The sequence below is a fragment of the Microbacterium sp. genome (assembly GCF_048259935.1).
Classification (GTDB): Bacteria; Actinomycetota; Actinomycetes; order Actinomycetales; family Microbacteriaceae; genus Microbacterium.
Window position 1 is genome coordinate 27,017 of the sequence record NZ_JBLXHF010000005.1, and the last position, 16,924, is coordinate 43,940.

The 16,924-nt window shown below is 66.1% G+C and carries 18 protein-coding genes; 12 read left to right on the forward strand and 6 right to left on the reverse strand.

The genetic code is table 11. The features are described 5' to 3' along the window. Window positions 1-54 precede the first annotated feature (54 nt). The 7 genes from ACN0RC_RS09790 (at window position 55) to ACN0RC_RS09820 (ending at window position 6,710) form a co-directional block, all read left to right on the forward strand. The gene (locus tag ACN0RC_RS09790; RefSeq protein ID WP_417511198.1) at window positions 55-534 is read left to right on the forward strand and encodes a prepilin peptidase; all 480 of its coding nucleotides are present in this window, start codon (window positions 55-57) and stop codon (window positions 532-534) included. Between the two features lie 16 nt (window positions 535-550). Then, the gene (locus ACN0RC_RS09795; RefSeq protein WP_417511200.1) at window positions 551-763 is read left to right on the forward strand and encodes a response regulator; all 213 of its coding nucleotides are present in this window, start codon (window positions 551-553) and stop codon (window positions 761-763) included. A 19-nt stretch (window positions 764-782) separates the two neighbouring features. Continuing rightward, window positions 783-1,391, forward strand: a complete 609-nt coding sequence (locus tag ACN0RC_RS09800) for a CYTH domain-containing protein (protein ID WP_417511202.1) — start codon at window positions 783-785, stop codon at window positions 1,389-1,391. 62 nt (window positions 1,392-1,453) lie between these two features. Further along, window positions 1,454-2,608, forward strand: a complete 1,155-nt coding sequence (locus tag ACN0RC_RS09805; protein WP_417511204.1) for a type III polyketide synthase — start codon at window positions 1,454-1,456, stop codon at window positions 2,606-2,608. After that, entirely contained in the window at window positions 2,608-3,321 is a 714-nt protein-coding gene (locus ACN0RC_RS09810; protein ID WP_417511206.1) for a methyltransferase domain-containing protein, read from the forward strand. The genes ACN0RC_RS09805 and ACN0RC_RS09810 overlap by 1 nt, the downstream gene beginning before the upstream one ends. Continuing rightward, the gene (locus tag ACN0RC_RS09815; RefSeq protein WP_417511208.1) at window positions 3,308-4,417 is read left to right on the forward strand and encodes an FAD-dependent oxidoreductase; all 1,110 of its coding nucleotides are present in this window, start codon (window positions 3,308-3,310) and stop codon (window positions 4,415-4,417) included. The genes ACN0RC_RS09810 and ACN0RC_RS09815 overlap by 14 nt, the downstream gene beginning before the upstream one ends. 22 nt (window positions 4,418-4,439) lie before the next feature. Then, window positions 4,440-6,710 (forward strand): TIM-barrel domain-containing protein, encoded by a 2,271-nt coding sequence (locus tag ACN0RC_RS09820; protein WP_417511210.1) that lies wholly within the window; start codon window positions 4,440-4,442, stop codon window positions 6,708-6,710. A gap of 12 nt (window positions 6,711-6,722) precedes the next feature. On the opposite strand, the gene ACN0RC_RS09825 is transcribed toward ACN0RC_RS09820, so the two are convergent. Genes ACN0RC_RS09825 through ACN0RC_RS09835 form a run of 3 tightly spaced genes read right to left on the reverse strand, consistent with a single transcriptional unit; the run spans window position 6,723 to window position 9,802 of the window. Continuing rightward, window positions 6,723-7,232, reverse strand: a complete 510-nt coding sequence (locus ACN0RC_RS09825) for a DUF6578 domain-containing protein (protein WP_417511212.1) — start codon at window positions 7,230-7,232, stop codon at window positions 6,723-6,725. Between the two features lie 49 nt (window positions 7,233-7,281). Then, window positions 7,282-8,181: a YegS/Rv2252/BmrU family lipid kinase gene (locus ACN0RC_RS09830; RefSeq protein WP_417511214.1), complete on the reverse strand. Its 900-nt coding sequence runs from the start codon at window positions 8,179-8,181 to the stop codon at window positions 7,282-7,284. A gap of 1 nt (window position 8,182) precedes the next feature. Beyond that, window positions 8,183-9,802, reverse strand: a complete 1,620-nt coding sequence (locus tag ACN0RC_RS09835; protein ID WP_417511215.1) for an FAD-binding oxidoreductase — start codon at window positions 9,800-9,802, stop codon at window positions 8,183-8,185. Window positions 9,803-9,822: 20 nt separating this feature from the next. On the opposite strand from ACN0RC_RS09835, the gene ACN0RC_RS09840 reads away from it, so the two are divergent. Continuing rightward, the gene (locus tag ACN0RC_RS09840) at window positions 9,823-10,434 is read left to right on the forward strand and encodes a TetR/AcrR family transcriptional regulator (RefSeq protein ID WP_417511217.1); all 612 of its coding nucleotides are present in this window, start codon (window positions 9,823-9,825) and stop codon (window positions 10,432-10,434) included. 65 nt (window positions 10,435-10,499) lie between these two features. Beyond that, window positions 10,500-12,008 (forward strand): glycerol-3-phosphate dehydrogenase/oxidase, encoded by a 1,509-nt coding sequence (locus tag ACN0RC_RS09845; protein ID WP_417511219.1) that lies wholly within the window; start codon window positions 10,500-10,502, stop codon window positions 12,006-12,008. Window positions 12,009-12,012: 4 nt separating this feature from the next. On the opposite strand, the gene lpdA is transcribed toward ACN0RC_RS09845, so the two are convergent. Together lpdA and ACN0RC_RS09855 are read right to left on the reverse strand one after the other, a co-directional pair. Then, entirely contained in the window at window positions 12,013-13,410 is a 1,398-nt protein-coding gene (gene lpdA / locus ACN0RC_RS09850; RefSeq protein ID WP_417511221.1) for a dihydrolipoyl dehydrogenase, read from the reverse strand. 9 nt (window positions 13,411-13,419) lie between these two features. Further along, window positions 13,420-14,064: a copper resistance CopC family protein gene (locus ACN0RC_RS09855; protein WP_417511223.1), complete on the reverse strand. Its 645-nt coding sequence runs from the start codon at window positions 14,062-14,064 to the stop codon at window positions 13,420-13,422. A gap of 138 nt (window positions 14,065-14,202) precedes the next feature. Here ACN0RC_RS09855 and ACN0RC_RS09860 point away from each other — a divergent pair, with 138 nt between their 5' ends. The 3 genes from ACN0RC_RS09860 (at window position 14,203) to ACN0RC_RS09870 (ending at window position 15,984) form a co-directional block, all read left to right on the forward strand. Then, window positions 14,203-14,652, forward strand: a complete 450-nt coding sequence (locus ACN0RC_RS09860; RefSeq protein ID WP_417511676.1) for an FHA domain-containing protein — start codon at window positions 14,203-14,205, stop codon at window positions 14,650-14,652. After that, window positions 14,652-15,341 (forward strand): MerR family transcriptional regulator, encoded by a 690-nt coding sequence (locus ACN0RC_RS09865; protein ID WP_417511225.1) that lies wholly within the window; start codon window positions 14,652-14,654, stop codon window positions 15,339-15,341. The genes ACN0RC_RS09860 and ACN0RC_RS09865 overlap by 1 nt, the downstream gene beginning before the upstream one ends. Window positions 15,342-15,438: 97 nt before the next feature. Continuing rightward, complete coding sequence (locus ACN0RC_RS09870; RefSeq protein ID WP_417511227.1) at window positions 15,439-15,984, forward strand: MerR family transcriptional regulator; 546 nt, start codon at window positions 15,439-15,441, stop codon at window positions 15,982-15,984. Between the two features lie 56 nt (window positions 15,985-16,040). On the opposite strand, the gene ACN0RC_RS09875 is transcribed toward ACN0RC_RS09870, so the two are convergent. After that, window positions 16,041-16,853, reverse strand: coding sequence for a ParA family protein (locus tag ACN0RC_RS09875; protein WP_417511678.1), 813 nt, complete (start codon window positions 16,851-16,853; stop codon window positions 16,041-16,043). Window positions 16,854-16,924: the final 71 nt, after the last annotated feature.

Consider the following 16,924-nt stretch of genomic DNA (forward strand, 5'->3'; position numbering starts at 1 on the left):
AAGTTATCCACAGGTCAGATCCGCGGTATCCGTGCTTCTCGTAGCATTTCGGGCATGCCATCTCCGTCCCCGTACGACATCGCGGTCATCGCCGTGCACGTGGGGCTCGCCGGTATCGGCATATGGCTGCTTGTGATCGATGCGCACACGCACCGGTTGCCCAACCGCATCGTCCTGCCGACCCTCGCAGCATCTCTCGCGCTGGTCGGCGTCGACGCGCTCATGACCGCACGCACCGGTGCGCTGGTCAGCGCGCTGGTGGGGATGCTGGTCCTCGGCGGCTTCTACGGCGTTCTCCGCGGGATGAGCAAGGGCGGGATCGGTGGGGGAGATGTGAAACTCGCAGCTCTCATCGGGCTGCTGCTGGGATGGCACGGCTGGCAATCATTCATGATCGGCGCCGCATCAGCCTTCATGCTCGGAGCCGTCTACGCTCTCGTGCTCATGGCCCTGCGCCGAGCGGATCGGTCAACACGCATTGCGTTCGGACCATGGATGATCATCGGCGCCGTGCTGGGCATCGGGATCGGGTGAGGGCTATGGTGAGCACATGGCAATCGCACGACTTCACGGTGGCCCGCTCGACGGGCAGGTCGTCCCCATCGAGGACGCCGATGACAAGCTGATCGTTCCGTACAGCGAGACACAGGTGGTCTATAACCGCCGAGGAGAGCCGCAGAACACCGGCTCCAGTGATGGCCCCACCGAGATCGACTACTGGTACGACGAGGCGCTCGAAGATCTCACGCTGAATGATGACTGAGGCTGCGGCCTCTTCGGCCGTGCCATCACAGACATTCGAGATCGAGCGCAAATACGACGTCGATATCGGTACAGCAGTGCCGGTGTGGGACGGGATCCCTGGAGTGACAGTCGTCACCGACGGTGAGCTCCGGGTGCTGGACGCGCGCTACTTCGATACCGCAGATATCACGCTCTCGAAAGCTGGCGTGGCATTGCGGCGTCGCACCGGCGGACCCGACGCAGGCTGGCACATCAAAGGTCCGCGTGAGGGTGATGGGCGTCTCGAAATCGGCTGGCCGCTCGGCGACGATGAGAGCATCCCGGATGCTGTCGCAGACACGCTGGCACGATGGAGCACTGCGCCGCTGAGCCCGCTTGCTCGCATCGCGAACGATCGCACCGCGTACTTGATCACCGGCGAGGCCGGCGTCATCGCGGAGTTCGTCGACGACCGCGTTCGCGCCACTGATCTGCGACAGAACGTCGAGAGGCAATGGCGCGAGTGGGAGGTCGAGCTGGGACCCGCAGCTCCTACTGATGCTGCCGGGCGCGACGCGCTGTTCACTGCGATCGAGGTCGTCGTCTTCGCCGCAGGGGGTCGCCCCGCGGCATCCGATTCCAAACTCGCCCGCGCACTGGGTCACTGACGACATCCGGCGTCTGACGCAACCCCCTTCTGCACGGCGGTTCGGCATGCTTGAGTGACCTCATGAGCCACTCCGCCATCCTGCGTTCGCTCCAGACGATCGTTCCGAGTACGACGCTGCGACAGGAGGAGGTTCGCGACGTCTTCGCCGCCCAACCCGATCTCGGCAGGCTGGCGAAGCGCATCGTGACCGCATCGTTCAACGGCTCAGGCATCGATACCCGGTACACGGTGCTCGACGAGCTCTCATTCTCCTCGACAGCGGAGAGCTCGCAGTTCTTCGACCGTGAGCACGGGGTGCTGCTGTCGCCGAGCACGAAAGTGCGCAATGAGATCTACGTGCGCGAAGCGTGGAAGCTCTACGTCGATGTGGCCCGTCGAACCCTCGAGGCCGACCCAGACATCACCGCGGCCGATATCACCCATGTGATCACTGTGTCGTGCACTGGGTTCTACGCACCCGGTCCCGACTACGAGATCGTGCGGGCGCTCGGGCTGGCAGACAGCGTGGAGCGCTATCACTTCGGATTCATGGGATGCTACGCATCGATGCCCGCGCTGCGAGCGGCTGCCCAGTTCTGCGCGGCGAATCCCGAGGCGGTCGTCCTCGTGGTCAGCGTCGAGCTGTGTACCCTGCATCTTCGGTCATCCGAGGACCCAGACATGATCGTGGCGACGTCGCTGTTCGCGGATGGGGCCGCCGCAGGTCTTGTCACCGCACGCGCCTTCGATTCTGCCGTGCCGGGTTTCGCGCTTGATCGCTTCCACACCGGAATCATTCCGGACGGGAAGAAGGACATGGCGTGGATGATCGGCGACGAGGGGTTCGAGATGGTCCTCTCCACCGCGGTGCCGCAGCTGATCGGTGACAACATCTTCGACGCCCTGCGACCGCTCTATGCCGCCGACGCCACGCTTGCCGGCGCTTTCGATGAGGATGAGATCGGCGAATCGGTCGCGCACTGGGCGATCCACCCAGGAGGGCGAAGCATCCTCGACAAGGTCCAAGAGCACCTGAAGCTGTCCGAGCAGCAGCTTCACCCCGCGAGAGAGGTGCTGCGTCAGTACGGCAACATGTCGAGTGCGACCGTGCTGTTCGTACTGCGGCGCATCCTCGAGGAAGAGGGGGCGCGTGATGGCGAACGGGTGACGGCGATGGCGTTCGGCCCCGGGCTGACAGCGGAATCAGCACTGCTGACGGTCGTCGCGCCGCTCTGATGGTCGATCTCTCGTCGCGCGCGGTCGAGGAGCGCGAGCTGATGGACGATCCGGACGCCGATATCCGGATGCTGGAGCGGACGTACGAGCGATTTCCTCTCGTGAATGCCGTGGTGTCGCGATGGAAGACCGTGTACCGACATGACATCCGGCCCTTCGCGCGGCGCAGGCCGATCCGATTGCTCGATGTGGGCGCCGGCGGCGGCGACGTGTCACGCGCGCTCGCCGGATGGGCGCGTCGTGACGGTCTGCAGATGTCGGTGACGGCTCTGGATGCCGATGCCAGGGCGATCCGATGGGCGAGTGCGCGCGGGGGTGACGTCGAGTACCGCTGTGCGCACACGAGTGATCTGGTTGCGAACGCAGAGCGCTTCGATGTCGTGGTGTCCAACCATCTGCTGCATCATCTGACCGGTGGCGAATTGCCCGAACTGCTGAGCGACTCCGTCGCGCTCGTGGCGGATGACGGACTCGTTCTGCACCGAGACATCGAGCGCAGCGGCTTCGCGTACCGGTCTTTCCGGGCGGGGACCTGGCCGTTCGCAAAGAATGTGTTCGCCGACTCGTTCATCCGGGAGGATGGGCTCACCAGCATCCGTCGCTCGTACACGGCACGCGAGATCACCGCCGACGTTGCGGACGGCTGGCAGGTGCGACAGCGGTTCCCCGCCAGACTCGAGCTGCGCTGGGAGGCGTGGGATGCCCGACCATGACGTCGCGATCGTGGGTGCGGGACCCATCGGCCTGCTGCTTGCCTGTCTGCTCGCCCAGCGGGGGATCGATGTGGCCGTGTTCGAGGCGCGCGACGGAGCCGATCACCGTTCTCGGGCGATCGGCATCCACCCGCCCGGTATCGCGGTTCTTGACGCGTCGGGAATCGGGGCGGCGGCGCGCGAGGAAGCGCTGACGCTCAGAGGCGGCGAGGTGATCAGCGAAGGGAGGGTGCTCGCATCGCTGGAGTTCACGACGAAGCAGCGGGTGCTGATCCTGCCGCAGCATCGCACGGATGCACTGCTCAGGCAGCGTCTGTGCGAGCTGAACGGCAACGCGCTGTGCGTCGGGCACACTGTCTCCGGCGTGCATCCCGAAGGCGACAGGGTGCGGCTGAGGGTCGACGGCGCACGAGACAGTACGGCATCGTTCGTCATCGCCGCCGACGGCGTGCGCAGCGGCATCCGACGCCTGCTCGGCATCGACTGGCGCCCTCAGCGTGGCCAGGGCTGGTACGCCATGGCCGACATTCCCGACACCGAGAGCGATCCGCGCGCACAGTTATACTGCGAGCCCGCAGGGCTCGTGGAGTCCTTTCCTCTCCCCGGTGGCAGGCGACGCTGGGTCACCGGGGATCCATACCGCGAACTCGGCGATGCTTCTGCGCTCACAAACGCGGTTCGGCAGCGCACCGGCATCCCTCTCTCGTTTCCTGACGGTATTCAGCCGACCGCATTCCAGGCCCGGCAGCATCGCGCGTCACGTGTCGCCGAGGGACGGGTCGTTCTCGTTGGGGACGCCGCGCACGAGACCAGTCCGATCGGCGGGCAGGGAATGAATCTCGGCTGGGCGGCGGCGAGGAGCCTTGTCGCGGCCATCGAACGCTCCCTGCGCGAACGGCATCCTGAGTTCGGCGACTATGAACGATCCGCCTTGCGTTCCGCCGCCCGCGCACAACGTCGTTCCTTCTTCTACATGACGATGGGAAAGCCAGTCCGCGGCCCGATTCGTCTCGGGCGGAATGCGCTGATCCGGATGCTCGGCACGGCGCCGCTACGCGGACTCACCGCCGACATGATCACGATGCGGCGGGGATGAACCGCATACCTATACTGAGCGTGTGACCGACACCGAAGCCGCGCCGCGCCGTCGCGGGCGCATCGGACGCCGGATCGGGCTTGGCGTTGTCGTGCTCCTCGCCGCCGCCGCGATCTTCGGCACCGTGTTCGTCATCGTGAAGCTCCCCGCGCCGGCGACGGCTCTCACAGATCCGCCGCGTGGGGACCTGGTCGTGGATGCCGCAGAGGGCGAGTGGCAGGTCGGAGAGTTCACCGTGCGTCTCGACGACGCGCTGCATGTGACGCATCCGGATGCTGTCGCACCCGTGTGGGAGACCGTGCCGGGCGATTCGTTCCTCACCGCGGCCGACTCAGAAGCACGGTTCCTCGACGATCTCGGTCTGGTGCGCGTGAGCGATCACCGCGACCGTGCGTGGGGTGAGCAGCATGTGGCGTCCGCCCAGATCGGTGCGGATGGCGCGCTCACCCTGAGTGGCACTCTCGAAGACGTCGAGGCCATCGCCTGGGAGATGCGTCTCAGCGAGGGGGCATCCGGACGGCTGGATGCCGCCATCTCTGTGGACCCCGCGGCGAACAGGCTGTACCTCTCTGCAGCGCTCGAGCCTGACGAGGGCGTGCACGGTCTCGGCGCGCAGTCGGCGGGGTGGGACCTGCGCGGCAACCGAGTCCCCCTCATTCCGCGCGAGCAGGGCATCGGCCGGGGAGAGCAGCCGCTCTCGTTCCTCGTCGACCTCGCCGCCTCCGCGGCGGGCGGGCAGGACACGACGTATCTGCCAAGCGCAGTGAATGTCACCGACCTCTCTCGAAGCCTGGTCTACCGAGGGGAAGCGATCTCCTCGGTGGATCTGCGGCCCCACGACCGCATGATCTGGGAAGTCTGGAGCAGCACTGCAGATTTCGCGGTCGCCGCAGCCGGTACGCCAGCACAGGCGGTCGCGATCCAGTCCGGGTGGACGGGCGCCGCCGCACCGCCTCCCGCATGGGCATCGACCGGGATGATCGCAGGTCTGCAGGGCGGCACCGACGAAGTGCGCGCGAAGGTGACGACGCTGCAGGAAGCGGGCGTTCCACTCGGGGCGGTCTGGCTGCAGGACTGGGTGGGGCGGCGCACCACGGATTTCGGTGAGCGGTTGCAGTGGAACTGGAGTCTCGACCACGAGCAGTATCCGGGCTGGGAGGAGCTGGTCGCTGATCTCGACGCACAGGACATCCGCGTGCTCACATACGTCAACTCCTTTCTTTCGGCCGACAGCGGTGCGGCATCCGCGGCGCGCGGCGGACGCGATCTGTACGCCGAGGCCGCTGGTGCCGGCTACCTCGCACGGGATGCGAACGGCGCGGTGCTCGACGCCGACCAGCACGGGTTCACCGCGGCGACGGTCGATCTATCGAATCCTGATGCTCGGGAGTGGTTCGCGCAGGCCATCGCCGACGAAGTCGCCGGAGTCGGAGCATCCGGCTGGATGGCGGACTTCGCGGAGGGACCGCCCCCGGAAGCTGTTCTCGCTGGAGGGAGCGGCGCCGACTGGCGTGTGCAGTGGCCGACGCTGTGGCAGCAGGTCAATCAGCGCGCGCTGGCCCTTGCAGGTCTGAGCGAAGAAGGATTCGTGTGGCATCGCAGCGGCGGCACTTCGTCTGCGGGGCAGGCCGACGCGCTGTGGTTAGGGGATCAGACACAGGACTGGTCGCGCACGGACGGTCTCGCGTCCACGGTCACTCTGACGCAGTCGCTTTCGGCGAGCGGGATGGCACAGGTGCACGGCGATATCGGCGGGTACACGAGTGTCGATCTGCCGGTCATCGCGGATGTGGTCCGTGACGATGAGCTCGTCGTGCGGTGGGCAGAGGCCTCGCTGCTGCAGCCGGTGTTCCGCACGCACGAGGGCAACCGGCCGGCTTTCTCCGCGCAGCCCGCGGAGGATGCCGAGCTCGCTGCCGTGCTCGGCGACCTCAGCCGGGTGTTCGTCGCACTCGCCTCGGAACGCGGGCGCCTCGCCGCACAGGGGCCGCTTGCGGGTGCTGCTCAGCATCCCTGGATGCTGGCATCATCCGTCGAGCTGAACGGCGCAGCGGACAACGAGCTCCAGATGGGGCCTGATGTGCTTCTGGCGCCGGTGCTCGCCGCCGATGCAACGTCGGTCGAGGTGGTCTTCCCACCCGGCCTCTGGCAGAACATCTGGACCGGAGAGGTGTTCGGCGAATCGACCGTCGTCGTCAGCGAGATGGTCGACGCGCCCCTCGGGCGACCCGCGCTGTTCGTCCGTGAAGGAACCGCCGTGGCGAGCGAGCTCGCCGAGTTCGCCGCACAGTGAGCATCGATCGGGCTAACTCTCGTCGACGTCGACGAACCACCCGGCCAATGCGTGGCCGGGCTGCAGTGCCGGCAGAGGCTCAGGCGCCACTCCGACACCGCCCACGCTCTCGAGGGTGGCGCTGTGCGGCACCGGCACGGACTCTGTGACGTACCGTGATGGCTGCGACCCCGCGAACACCCCGTTGCCGAGTTCGAGTCGGTTCATCGGCCATTCCTCACCGTCCGCAGGCATCACGGCATCCGGGGGAGCGCCGTGTCCAGGGCGACGCAGCGTCCTGCGCTCCGTGATCTCGTGAGTGATCGCGTGTACGGCGACCACGCGTCCGCGTACTCGGTCGGTGAATTCCGATTCGTGGTGAGACTCGATCGCGTCGACGGTGCTGATGAGCTCAGGGGTGAGCATGTCGGCCATAGCCGGATGGGGCGTTCGAGACGGGATGCCGAAGTCCACCTCGTCGCCGACGGCGAACGGATCACCGCAACAAGCCCATTCCCATCGTTCTAACCACACTCGCGTCATGGGCGCCACCCTACCGACTGGCCGGCGATTCAACTCCAGGTGGCTGAGATCACCCTGGCAGCAGAATGCTGAGCGCCCCGGGGATCACGCGGATCCGGACGCTTTCAGTGCCGATGCGCTCGCCGTCGGCGTACATGAGGAGCCCGGGCGCTGATACTTCGATCTCGCGTCCTCGCATTGTCGTGACCTGGGGCAGGCTCACGTGCGTGCCGCGCAGCAGATGCGGGAAGAACCTGATCAGCTCGAACCTGCCGACCGGGGCGATGTGGATGACATCGAACAGGCCGTCATGCGGGTCGGCGTCCGGGCAGATCGGCATCCCGCCGCCATAGGTGGGTGTGTTTCCGATGGCGATGAGGATGCCGTCCGCGACGGGGGCCTCAGCGCCATCAACGCGCAGCGTGAAGTGCATCGGTGCCAGCCGGATCAGCTCGATCAGCAGGGCGAGGTAGTAGCGCGCGCCGCCGCGCGGCCAGCGCAGGCGGTTCGTTCGCTCGCTCACTTTCGCGTCGAAACCGAGCGCGGCGATCGTGAGGAAACGTGCCGTCGCATCCGGAGAGACTGCCTCGCCGATGTCGAGCGAACGCGGGATGCCGTCGATGGCAGCATTTGCGGCATCGGCCGCCGCATCGTCGGACCCGAACGCGATCCCCAAGGTGCGGGCGAGATCGTTGCCGGTTCCGGCGGGAACGAGAACGAGGGGGATGCCGGAACCGGCCAGCACATCGACCACTGTCGCCAGCGTTCCGTCACCGCCGACGATGACCAGGGCATCGGGGTGGGCGGCGACGGCTTTCTCCGCGAGCCGCCGAGAATCCGATGGTGACGTGCCGGTGTGCACCACCGGGTCGATGCCGCGCTCTCGCAGCCGGGCGATCGCGGCCGCGCCGCGCGATGCGCCCGCGCCGCGCCCAGCGGACGGATTCACGAGAACATGGATGTTCCGCATGTCAGTCCGCCGAAGCGGCCGAGATCAGCGCGCCGGGGTTCATGATGCCGGTGGGGTCCAACTCGGTCTTCAGTGCACGAAGGATCCGGATGCCACCATCCCCGACCTCCTGCGCGAACCACGGCGCGTGATCACGACCGACGCCGTGGTGGTGGCTGATTGTGCCGCCGGCGTGGAGGATCGCATCGTTCACGCGTGATTTGATCGCATCCCACTCGGACAGCACATCGCCGCGCAGATTCGCGATGACGGTGAAGTACAGCGCAGCACCAGTCGGGTAGATGTGCGAGATGTGGCACATCACGAGCGACTTGGTGTCGTGATCGGCGAAGCCCTCGCGGAGCGCTTCGGTCACGGCAGACTTCACCCGCGCGACATCCGCCCATACAGCGGCAGTCTCCAGCGTCTCGCAGAACACGCCGTGATCGAGCAGAGCGTCACGCAGATACGGCGCTCCGAATCGTCCCTTCGCCCATTCCTCGGCGGGGGCGGTGCCGGTCGAACGACCACCTGCGGCTGTGAGGACGCGCGTGGTCATGGCGTGCCGGGCGGCAGCGAGCTCCGCATCGCCTTCGAACACGGTGACGGCGCTGCATCCCTTCGACAGCGCCTTGCCGATCTTGCTGTGCTGGGCGAGCCCGATTCCCGTCTCCACCTCATCGGACAGGCGGATCACGGTGGGGCTAGTGCCCAGCTGAGCAACGCGGCGCAGAGCATCGACACCCGATGCGAAGTCTGGGAACGACCAGCCCTCGTAGATGCGGGTCTGCGGCAGCCGGTGCACGCGCAGGCTCAGTTCGGTGATGACCCCGAGAATTCCTTCTGCACCGAGGAACACCCGCATCAGATCGGGGCCGGCTGCCGACCCTGGTGCGCCCCCGAGCGTGACCTCTCCGGTCGGGGTCGCCACCCGCAGAGCGGTGACCATGGCGTCGAAGCGACCGTTGCCGGCTGAGTTCTGGCCGGAGGAGCGCGCGGAGGCGAAGCCGCCGAGGGTGGCGTAGAGAAAGCTCTGCGGGTAGTGCCCGAGCTCGAAGCCGTGCTCAGTGAGCAGACGCTCGGCTTCAGGACCGGTGGTCCCCGCGAGGAACCGCGCTTCGCCGCTCTCCTCGTCCAGATGCAACAGACCGCTCACGCGCCGCAGATCGAGGGCGATCACGGCATCGTGGTCGCCGCGCTCGGGGTTCAGCGCTCCGACGACGCTCGTTCCGCCGCTGAAGGGCACAACGGCGAGTGAGCGTTCGGCTGCGAGCCTCAGAACGGCGAGGACTTCGTCATGACCGCTCGGGGAGATGACGGCGTCGGGAGCATCCTGAATGGATTCTCTCCGATGAATGAGGTCGATCGTCGACTTGCCGCCGGAATGCTGAATACGGGCTTCGTCCTCTGTCGTGACGAAGGAATCGCCGACGATCGCCGCGAGAGCGGAGCGAGCCTCGGGGGACAGAGCTGACGGCGCGAGGCGTACCTCTGCGAGGGCGACGGCTGGCTCCGGGCGCTGAATCCGCCCGATCATGGTCGGCAACAGGGCGCGCACTGCGAGAGGAAGATCTTTGGCGAGTGCAGGATCGCCCCATCCGTTCCAGCGCATCTCCGCAGCCGGACTCGTTTCGGTCGTCATGCGTTACAGTGTGACACATTATGGAAGATCGTCAAGCAGTGCTGGACTCATCGATCGACTCAGAGATTCCGACCTGGGATGAGTCCGATGAGCACATCCTGGATCAGGCGGCAGCCCTCATCGCCACCCGCGGAATCGCCCGCCTCACGATCGCCGAGCTCGCGCGCGAAGCGCGAGTGAGCAGACCGACCATTTACCGGCGCTGGGCGAGCGGCGACGAAGTGGTGCGTGCGACTCTGCTCCGCCAGACTCTCTTGATCATCCACCGCCTCTCGTCGGAGGTCGATACCAGGCAAGACCTCGTCGATCAGACGCTGCTGTTCACCGATCTGTTCAGCGCCGACCCGGTGTTCGCCCACCTCCTCGCATCCGAGCCCGAGGCATTTACGCAGTACAGCCTCGAGCGGATCGGATCGAGTCAGCGCGTCATGCTGCGGTGGCTCGCAGAGGCCATCGACCGATGTCAGGCTGGCGGAACCGTGCGCGCCGGCGACGCACGGGACGTGTCCGTGATGCTGCTGCTCATCGTGCAGTCCGCCGTGCTCTCCCACAACGCCGTGTCCTCTCTCATCGGAGCATCCTCGTGGCGTTCGGAACTCTCGCGAGCCGTGGACGGATACCTCAAGCCGTGAGCGCCGAGCGGGGAGTGCGAGCCTCAGCGATGCTGAACGCTGCGCGACGTTCGCGGGAACTCGACATGCTCGCGAACACCGGGCAGGTGGACGTGCTGGTCATCGGGGGAGGCGTGACAGGCGCAGGAGTCGCCCTGGATGCCGCGAGTCGAGGATTTTCCGTCGTGCTCGCAGAATCCCACGACCTCGCGTTCGGAACGAGCAGATGGAGCTCGAAGCTCGTCCACGGTGGTCTGCGCTATCTCGCCTCCGGTGACCTCGCCGTGGCCCACGAGAGCGCGGTGGAACGTCACCGTCTGATGACGAGGGTCGCGCCGCATCTGGTCCGCACGCTCCCGCAGCTCCTGCCATTCGTCGACGGCGTCTCGATGAAACAGCGGGCCGTCGGCAGCGTGGGCTTCCTCCTCGGCGACGGCCTGCGGCGAGTCGCACGCACCCCGAGCGCCGTGCTGCCGCGGCCGAGGAGAGCATCCGTCGCGGAGTCCGTGGCGATGTTCCCCGCAGTGAGCAGGCGGGGCATCCGCGGCGGAATGGTCGCAATGGATGGGCAACTCATCGATGATGCGCGACTGGTCACTGCAATCGCCCGGACGGCTGCCGCGCACGGGGCGAAGATCCTCACCCGCGTGCGCGCAACGGGCGTCACCGGGACAGGAGCGACGCTTCACGACGCGCTCAGCGGCGAATCCGTTCAGATCGATGCCCGAGTCGTCATCAACGCGGCAGGAGTGTGGGCGGGCGAGCTCGACCCCGACATTCATCTTCGGCCGAGCAGAGGCACCCACCTCGTCTTGGACGCCGCAACACTCGGCAATCCGACCGCCGCCCTCACTGTCCCGCACCCCGGATCGATCAGTCGCTTCGTCTTCGCCCTCCCCGTTCAGCTGGGGCGCATCATCATCGGACTCACCGACGTCGATGCGCCAGGGCGCATCCCCGATGTGCCGATGCCCACCGATGACGAGATCGATTTTCTGCTGGCCACGCTGTCGCGCGCGCTCGAGCGCCCGCTGAGCCGCAGTGACATCCGTGGCTCGTTCGCGGGCCTCCGCCCGCTCGTTGAAGCTCGGGCAGGGGAATCGACCGCTGATATCTCTCGCCGCCACCGCGTCGAAGTATCGTCGAACGGCTCCGTCGGCATCCTCGGTGGCAAACTCACGACCTATCGCGCGATGGCGAAGGATGCTGTCGATCTCGCATGCCGGCACGCAGGGCTGTCCGACCCCGGATGCCGCACCGACCGTCTCCCGCTCGTGGGCGCGCCGGGGTCACCGGTTCCCGTAGCCGCCACGGATGCTCCCCGTCCGCCCTCGGCCACTCTTCGTGCGCGTTTCGGTTCGGAAGCGGCATCCGTTCTGGCATCCGGAGGATCCGGCGGTGCGCAGCGCGTCGCGGACGGGATCGATGTCATCCGCGCGGAGGTGGTGTTCGCCGTGCGCGCGGAGGGCGCGCTCGACGCTGATGACGTCCTGGATCGGCGCACGCGCATCGGACTCGTGCCGCAGGATCGGGATGCCGCAGCAGGAGTGGTCACAGAAGTCGTCGCCGAGACGCTCGCTGAGTTCCCCGCTTAGCTGATCAGAAGTTGATCATGTGGCCTGCAAGGCCGTGGAAGCCCTCTTGCAGGGCCTCAGACAGCGTCGGGTGCGTGTGCACGTTGCGTGCCAGCTCCAGGGCGGTGAGGTCCCACTTCTGCGCGAGGGTGAGCTCGGGCAGAAGCTCGGACACGTCCGGGCCGATCATGTGGGCACCGAGCAGCTCCAGGTGCTCGGCATCCGCGATCATCTTGACGAAGCCGACCGACTCGCCGAGACCGTGCGCCTTGCCGTTGGCCATGAAGGGGAACGAGACGACCTTGATCTCGCGACCGGTCTCCTTCGCCTGCGCCTCGGTGAGTCCGAAGGAGGCGACCTGCGGCGAGCAGAACGTCGCGCGGGGCATCATGCGGTAGTCGCCGAGGGTCTGCGTCTCCGCGCCGCCGATCGTCTCGGCAGCGACCACGGCCTGGGCCTCGGCCACGTGTGCGAGCTGCAGCTTGGCGGTCACGTCGCCGATGGCGTAGATGCCGTCCACGTTGGTGCGCATGTGGTCGTCGATGTCGATGGCGCCGCGCTCGGTGAGCTTCACGCCGGTCTTGTCGAGACCGAATCCTTCGACGTTGGGTGCGAATCCGACCGACATGAGCACCTTGTCGGCCTCGATCGAGCTCTGCTGGCCGTCCTTGCCCGTGTGCGAGACCGTGACGGACGAGCCGTTGTCGACGACGGACTCGACCTTGGTCGAGGTCAGGATGTCGACGCCGTAGTTCTTGTACTGCTTCGTGATCTCCTTCGACACGTCGGCGTCCTCGTTGGGGAGCGCGCGGTCGAGGAACTCGATGATCGTCACCTTGACGCCGTAGTTGGTCATCACGTAGGCGAACTCCATGCCGATGGCGCCGGCGCCGACGATGACGATCGACTTCGGAAGCTCACGCGAGAGGATCTGCTCCTCGTACGTCACGACGTTGTCGCTGAGCTCGACGCCGGGAAGCAGGCGCACCTTCGAGCCGGTCGCGACGATGGCGTTGTCGAAGGTGACCTCTTCGGTCGAGCCGTCGGCCTTGGCGACGGAGATCGCCTTCGGACCGGTGAAGGTGCCTCGGCCGTCGTACTCGGTCACCTTGTTCTTCTTCATGAGGAAGTGGATGCCCTTGACGCGACCGTCCGCGACGACACGGCTGCGGTCGAACGCCTTGCCGTAGTCCATCGTGAATTCGCCGGAGATCCCGAAGAAGTCGGCCTTGTGGTTCAGGGTGTGTGCGAGCTCCGCGTTCTTGAGGAGAGCCTTCGAGGGGATGCAGCCCACGTTGAGGCACACACCGCCCCAGTACTTCTCTTCGATGATCGCGGTGGAGAGTCCGAGCTGTGCGCTGCGGACTGCGGCGACGTACCCGCCGGGGCCCGCGCCGAGGATGACGACGTCGTAGTGTGGCATGCCTTAAGCCTATCGCTCTGCGGGGCTGTCAGTTTCGGATTCTGCAGGCTTGCGGCGACGCAGCAGAAGCACGAGCACGAACACGACGACCAGCAGCACGACGCCGCCGGCGATGAGCCAGCCGGGGGAGAAGGACGCTTCGGATTCCATGTTCGGGTCTTCCGCCGGGACCGCGCTCTGGGTGACCTCCGGCGCAGGAGCAGCAGTCTCTTCTGCCGTGGGCGTGGCAGACGCTTCAGGGGACGGCAGAGTGCTGGTCGCGACGGTGAACTGGAATTCTCCCGAGGTCGGATGCCCGTCGCTGGAGACGACCTTCCACAGCACGTGGTACGCACCGGCATCGGCCTGCGGCACGAGAGTCTGCGTCACCATCGCGCCGTCCACCGTGGCCGCGCCGTCGGTGACAGGCTGCCCGGCGGCATCGGTCACGGCGATCTCGGTGGAGCCATCGCCATCGATCAGCGCCGCGCTGAACGTCAGAGTGAGGGCGTCAGGCAGTGTCTCGACCGTCGAATCGGCGGCAGGGCTCGACTCGACGAGAGCATCGTGGGCAGCTGCTGGCTGAGGCCAGGCGAACAGAAACGCGAACGCGACCAGAAGAGCGGCGGCGAGAACGCCCGGGCTGAGAGAGTGTCGAGAGGTGAGAGTGCACACACCCTCACCATAGGAAACGACGTTGTGCGCAGCCTGAGTTATCCAGAGCCTCGCTCGGGAGTCTATGGATCAGTTAGTCTGGGGCGTAGGAGGGCTACCGTGACAGATTTTGAAAGCCAATCGGCGCGCAACGCCGCAATTCACCGTGACGGTGAGCAGCGGCACGACGCCACGCAGACATTCGGACACGATTCCGACCTGTCTTTCGTTCCCTTCGGTGCCGAGCTCACTGAGGTCGAACAGGCTGCGATCGCCGCTCTTCCGTCGGGGTCTGCGCTGCTGCTGGTGCGTTCCGGTGCGATGGCTGGAGCCCGTTATCTGCTCGACACACCTGTCACGACGATCGGGCGCCACCCCGAGGCAGACATCTTCTTCGACGACGTCACGGTCTCGCGTCGACACGCTGAGATCACGCGTTCAGACAAGAAGTCCTTCGAGATCATCGACCAGCGCTCTCTCAACGGCACCTATGTCAGCGGTGAGCGGGTGGACCGCGGTGCCCTGGCCAATGGCTACGAGATCCGCGTCGGCAAATTCCGTCTGAACTTCTTCGTTTCGCCTGCAGATCTCAACGCGGCGACTGAGTGATGGCACCACTCCACGCCCGCGATCGCTCTGCGTCCGCGGGGCTTCTGAGCATCGGACAGGTGCTCGCACGGCTCACGCCTGAGTTTCCAGACCTCACTTCCAGCAAGCTGCGATTCCTCGAGGTCCAGGGCATCGTCAGCCCCTCGCGGACCGAGTCGGGCTATCGCAAGTTCTCGCAGTCCGACATCGATCGACTGCGTCTCGGGCTCACTCTGCAGCGTGACCACTATCTTCCGCTGAGCGTCATCCGCGAGCAGCTGGATGAGGCGCAGGCCGACAACGGCGGCGGACTGAGTCTCGCGCCGCCTCCCTCGATCGCACCTGCTCCTCGGCGCTATCGTCGCGAAGAGCTGCTCTCCGCCGCAGGTGCCGGTCCCCAGATCCTCAACGACGCGATCAGCACTGGCATCATCAACGCCGCAGAGACCTACCCCGAGTCGACCGTCACGCTTCTGCGCGGGCTGGTTGCACTGGATCGGCACGGCATCGAGCCGCGGCATCTGCGCACGCTTCGCCAGAGCGCCGAGCGCGAGGTCTCGCTCATCGAGTCGGCCATGTCGGCGCTGCTGCGCAGAACTGATGCCACCTCGAGAGGGAAAGCGCGTGAGATGGCGCCTGAACTCGCGGCCAAGATCGACGACGTGCGCGCCGCTTTCGTCAAAGAAGCACTCGCGCGAGTTCTTTCGTAACGAACAGGTTGCGACACACCTTCGTGTCGATGCGGATGTCATTGCCCGGCATGGGGCACTGCTCTAGCGTGGAGGTAAGCCAAGGAGAGGAATTCAAATGAGTGCGGATGAGCGTGCAGGCGACCCGCGGTTCGTTTCCGAACTCCTCTTCACGGATGGTCTTCCCGCCATGGATGACGAGGTCGGCTACCGTGGTGCGGTTGCTGCTCGCGCTGCGGGGATCACATACCGTCAGCTCGACTACTGGGCACGCACTGAACTGGTCGTTCCGACCGTTCGCGGTGCGAGCGGTTCCGGTTCGCAGCGCATGTACGGCTTCCGTGACATCCTCGTCCTCAAGCTGGTCAAGCGACTTCTCGACACCGGCATCTCCTTGCAGCAGATCCGTGTCGCCGTCGACCAGCTGCGTGCCGCTGGCATTCGTGACCTCGCCGGAACCACGCTCATGAGCGATGGTGCATCGGTCTACCTGTGCACGTCGAATGACGAGGTCATCGACCTGGTCAGTCGTGGGCAGGGCGTCTTCGGCATCGCCGTCGGCAAGGTGCTGCGCGAAGTCGAGTCGACACTGGTCGAGTTCGACCCGACCGCGCCCGACCCGGTGGACGAGCTCGGCGCGCGTCGAGCAAAGCGCACCGCCTGACGACTGGCATCGAAAAACCCGCCCGGCATCGCCGAGCGGGTTCTTCACATGAGGCCTCAGGCCTGCGAGCCGGTCTCAGGGACAGGCACGCGTCCGGCGCGGACGATGCGGTCCAGCAAGAGATCGAAGTCCGCGGCAAGTTCCTGAGCGGAGTCTCCCGGCCAGATGTGCAACGGCTTCGCAGCGCCCTGTGCCTGCTGCAGCGACGTCCGCTCCGGCAGCTGGGGTGAGAGCACGAGCGGACCGAACATGTCGCGGAGCTCTTTGATGCGGAACTGGTGCTCGATGGACTGCGGACGCACGCGGTTCACCACGATTCCGAGCGGCTGAAGCCGAGGGGACAGCCCGCGACGGATCTCTTCGATCGCACGCAGTGCGCGGTCGGCGGCAGCGACCGAGAACAGTCCTGGCTCGGTGACCACCATCACGCGATCGCTGGCGGCCCACGCGGTGCGGGTCAGCGCATTCAGCGAGGGAGCGCAGTCGACGAGCACGAGGTCGTAGTCGCTCTCCACAGCGGCGAGTGCCTCTTCGAGCTTCCACACGTCGCGAACGCTCGGGTGAGGGCCGTCGAAGTTGATGGCGGATGGGCTGCCGATGAGCACATCGATGGTACCGGGATGAACCTTCGCCCAGCCGCTGGAGGTGATCGCCTGACGGACAACCTTCTCTTTCGGGTTCGCGAGGACATCGGCGATGTTGAGACGTCCGGCGATCTGGATATCCATTCCAGTGGACACGTCAGATTGCGGATCGAGGTCGACGACGAGAGTACGAACACCCCGGGCGAAGGCCGCTGAGGCCAAGCCGAGAGTCACGGTCGTCTTGCCGACGCCGCCTTTGAGGGAGCTGACGCTGAGTACGTGCACGAACACCACGTTACCTTCCCCTAGGCTTGGAAAACACTCAGCCCCCGCCCCGTGTGCGTCAAGAACGTCGC

Bases quoted from the DNA above. Each gene is read 5' to 3' on its own strand.
- ACN0RC_RS09840 (WP_417511217.1), top strand. From the start codon at position 9,823: ATGGAAGATCGTCAAGCAGTGCTGGACTCATCGATCGACTCAGAGATT.
- ACN0RC_RS09870 (WP_417511227.1), top strand. From the start codon at position 15,439: ATGAGTGCGGATGAGCGTGCAGGCGACCCGCGGTTCGTTTCCGAACTC.
- ACN0RC_RS09835 (WP_417511215.1), bottom strand. From the start codon at position 9,802: ATGACGACCGAAACGAGTCCGGCTGCGGAGATGCGCTGGAACGGATGG.
- ACN0RC_RS09790 (WP_417511198.1), top strand. From the start codon at position 55: ATGCCATCTCCGTCCCCGTACGACATCGCGGTCATCGCCGTGCACGTG.
- ACN0RC_RS09865 (WP_417511225.1), top strand. From the start codon at position 14,652: ATGGCACCACTCCACGCCCGCGATCGCTCTGCGTCCGCGGGGCTTCTG.
- ACN0RC_RS09830 (WP_417511214.1), bottom strand. From the start codon at position 8,181: ATGCGGAACATCCATGTTCTCGTGAATCCGTCCGCTGGGCGCGGCGCG.
- lpdA (WP_417511221.1), bottom strand. From the start codon at position 13,410: ATGCCACACTACGACGTCGTCATCCTCGGCGCGGGCCCCGGCGGGTAC.
- ACN0RC_RS09795 (WP_417511200.1), top strand. From the start codon at position 551: ATGGCAATCGCACGACTTCACGGTGGCCCGCTCGACGGGCAGGTCGTC.
- ACN0RC_RS09810 (WP_417511206.1), top strand. From the start codon at position 2,608: ATGGTCGATCTCTCGTCGCGCGCGGTCGAGGAGCGCGAGCTGATGGAC.
- ACN0RC_RS09815 (WP_417511208.1), top strand. From the start codon at position 3,308: ATGCCCGACCATGACGTCGCGATCGTGGGTGCGGGACCCATCGGCCTG.
- ACN0RC_RS09845 (WP_417511219.1), top strand. From the start codon at position 10,500: ATGCTCGCGAACACCGGGCAGGTGGACGTGCTGGTCATCGGGGGAGGC.
- ACN0RC_RS09805 (WP_417511204.1), top strand. From the start codon at position 1,454: ATGAGCCACTCCGCCATCCTGCGTTCGCTCCAGACGATCGTTCCGAGT.
- ACN0RC_RS09825 (WP_417511212.1), bottom strand. From the start codon at position 7,232: ATGACGCGAGTGTGGTTAGAACGATGGGAATGGGCTTGTTGCGGTGAT.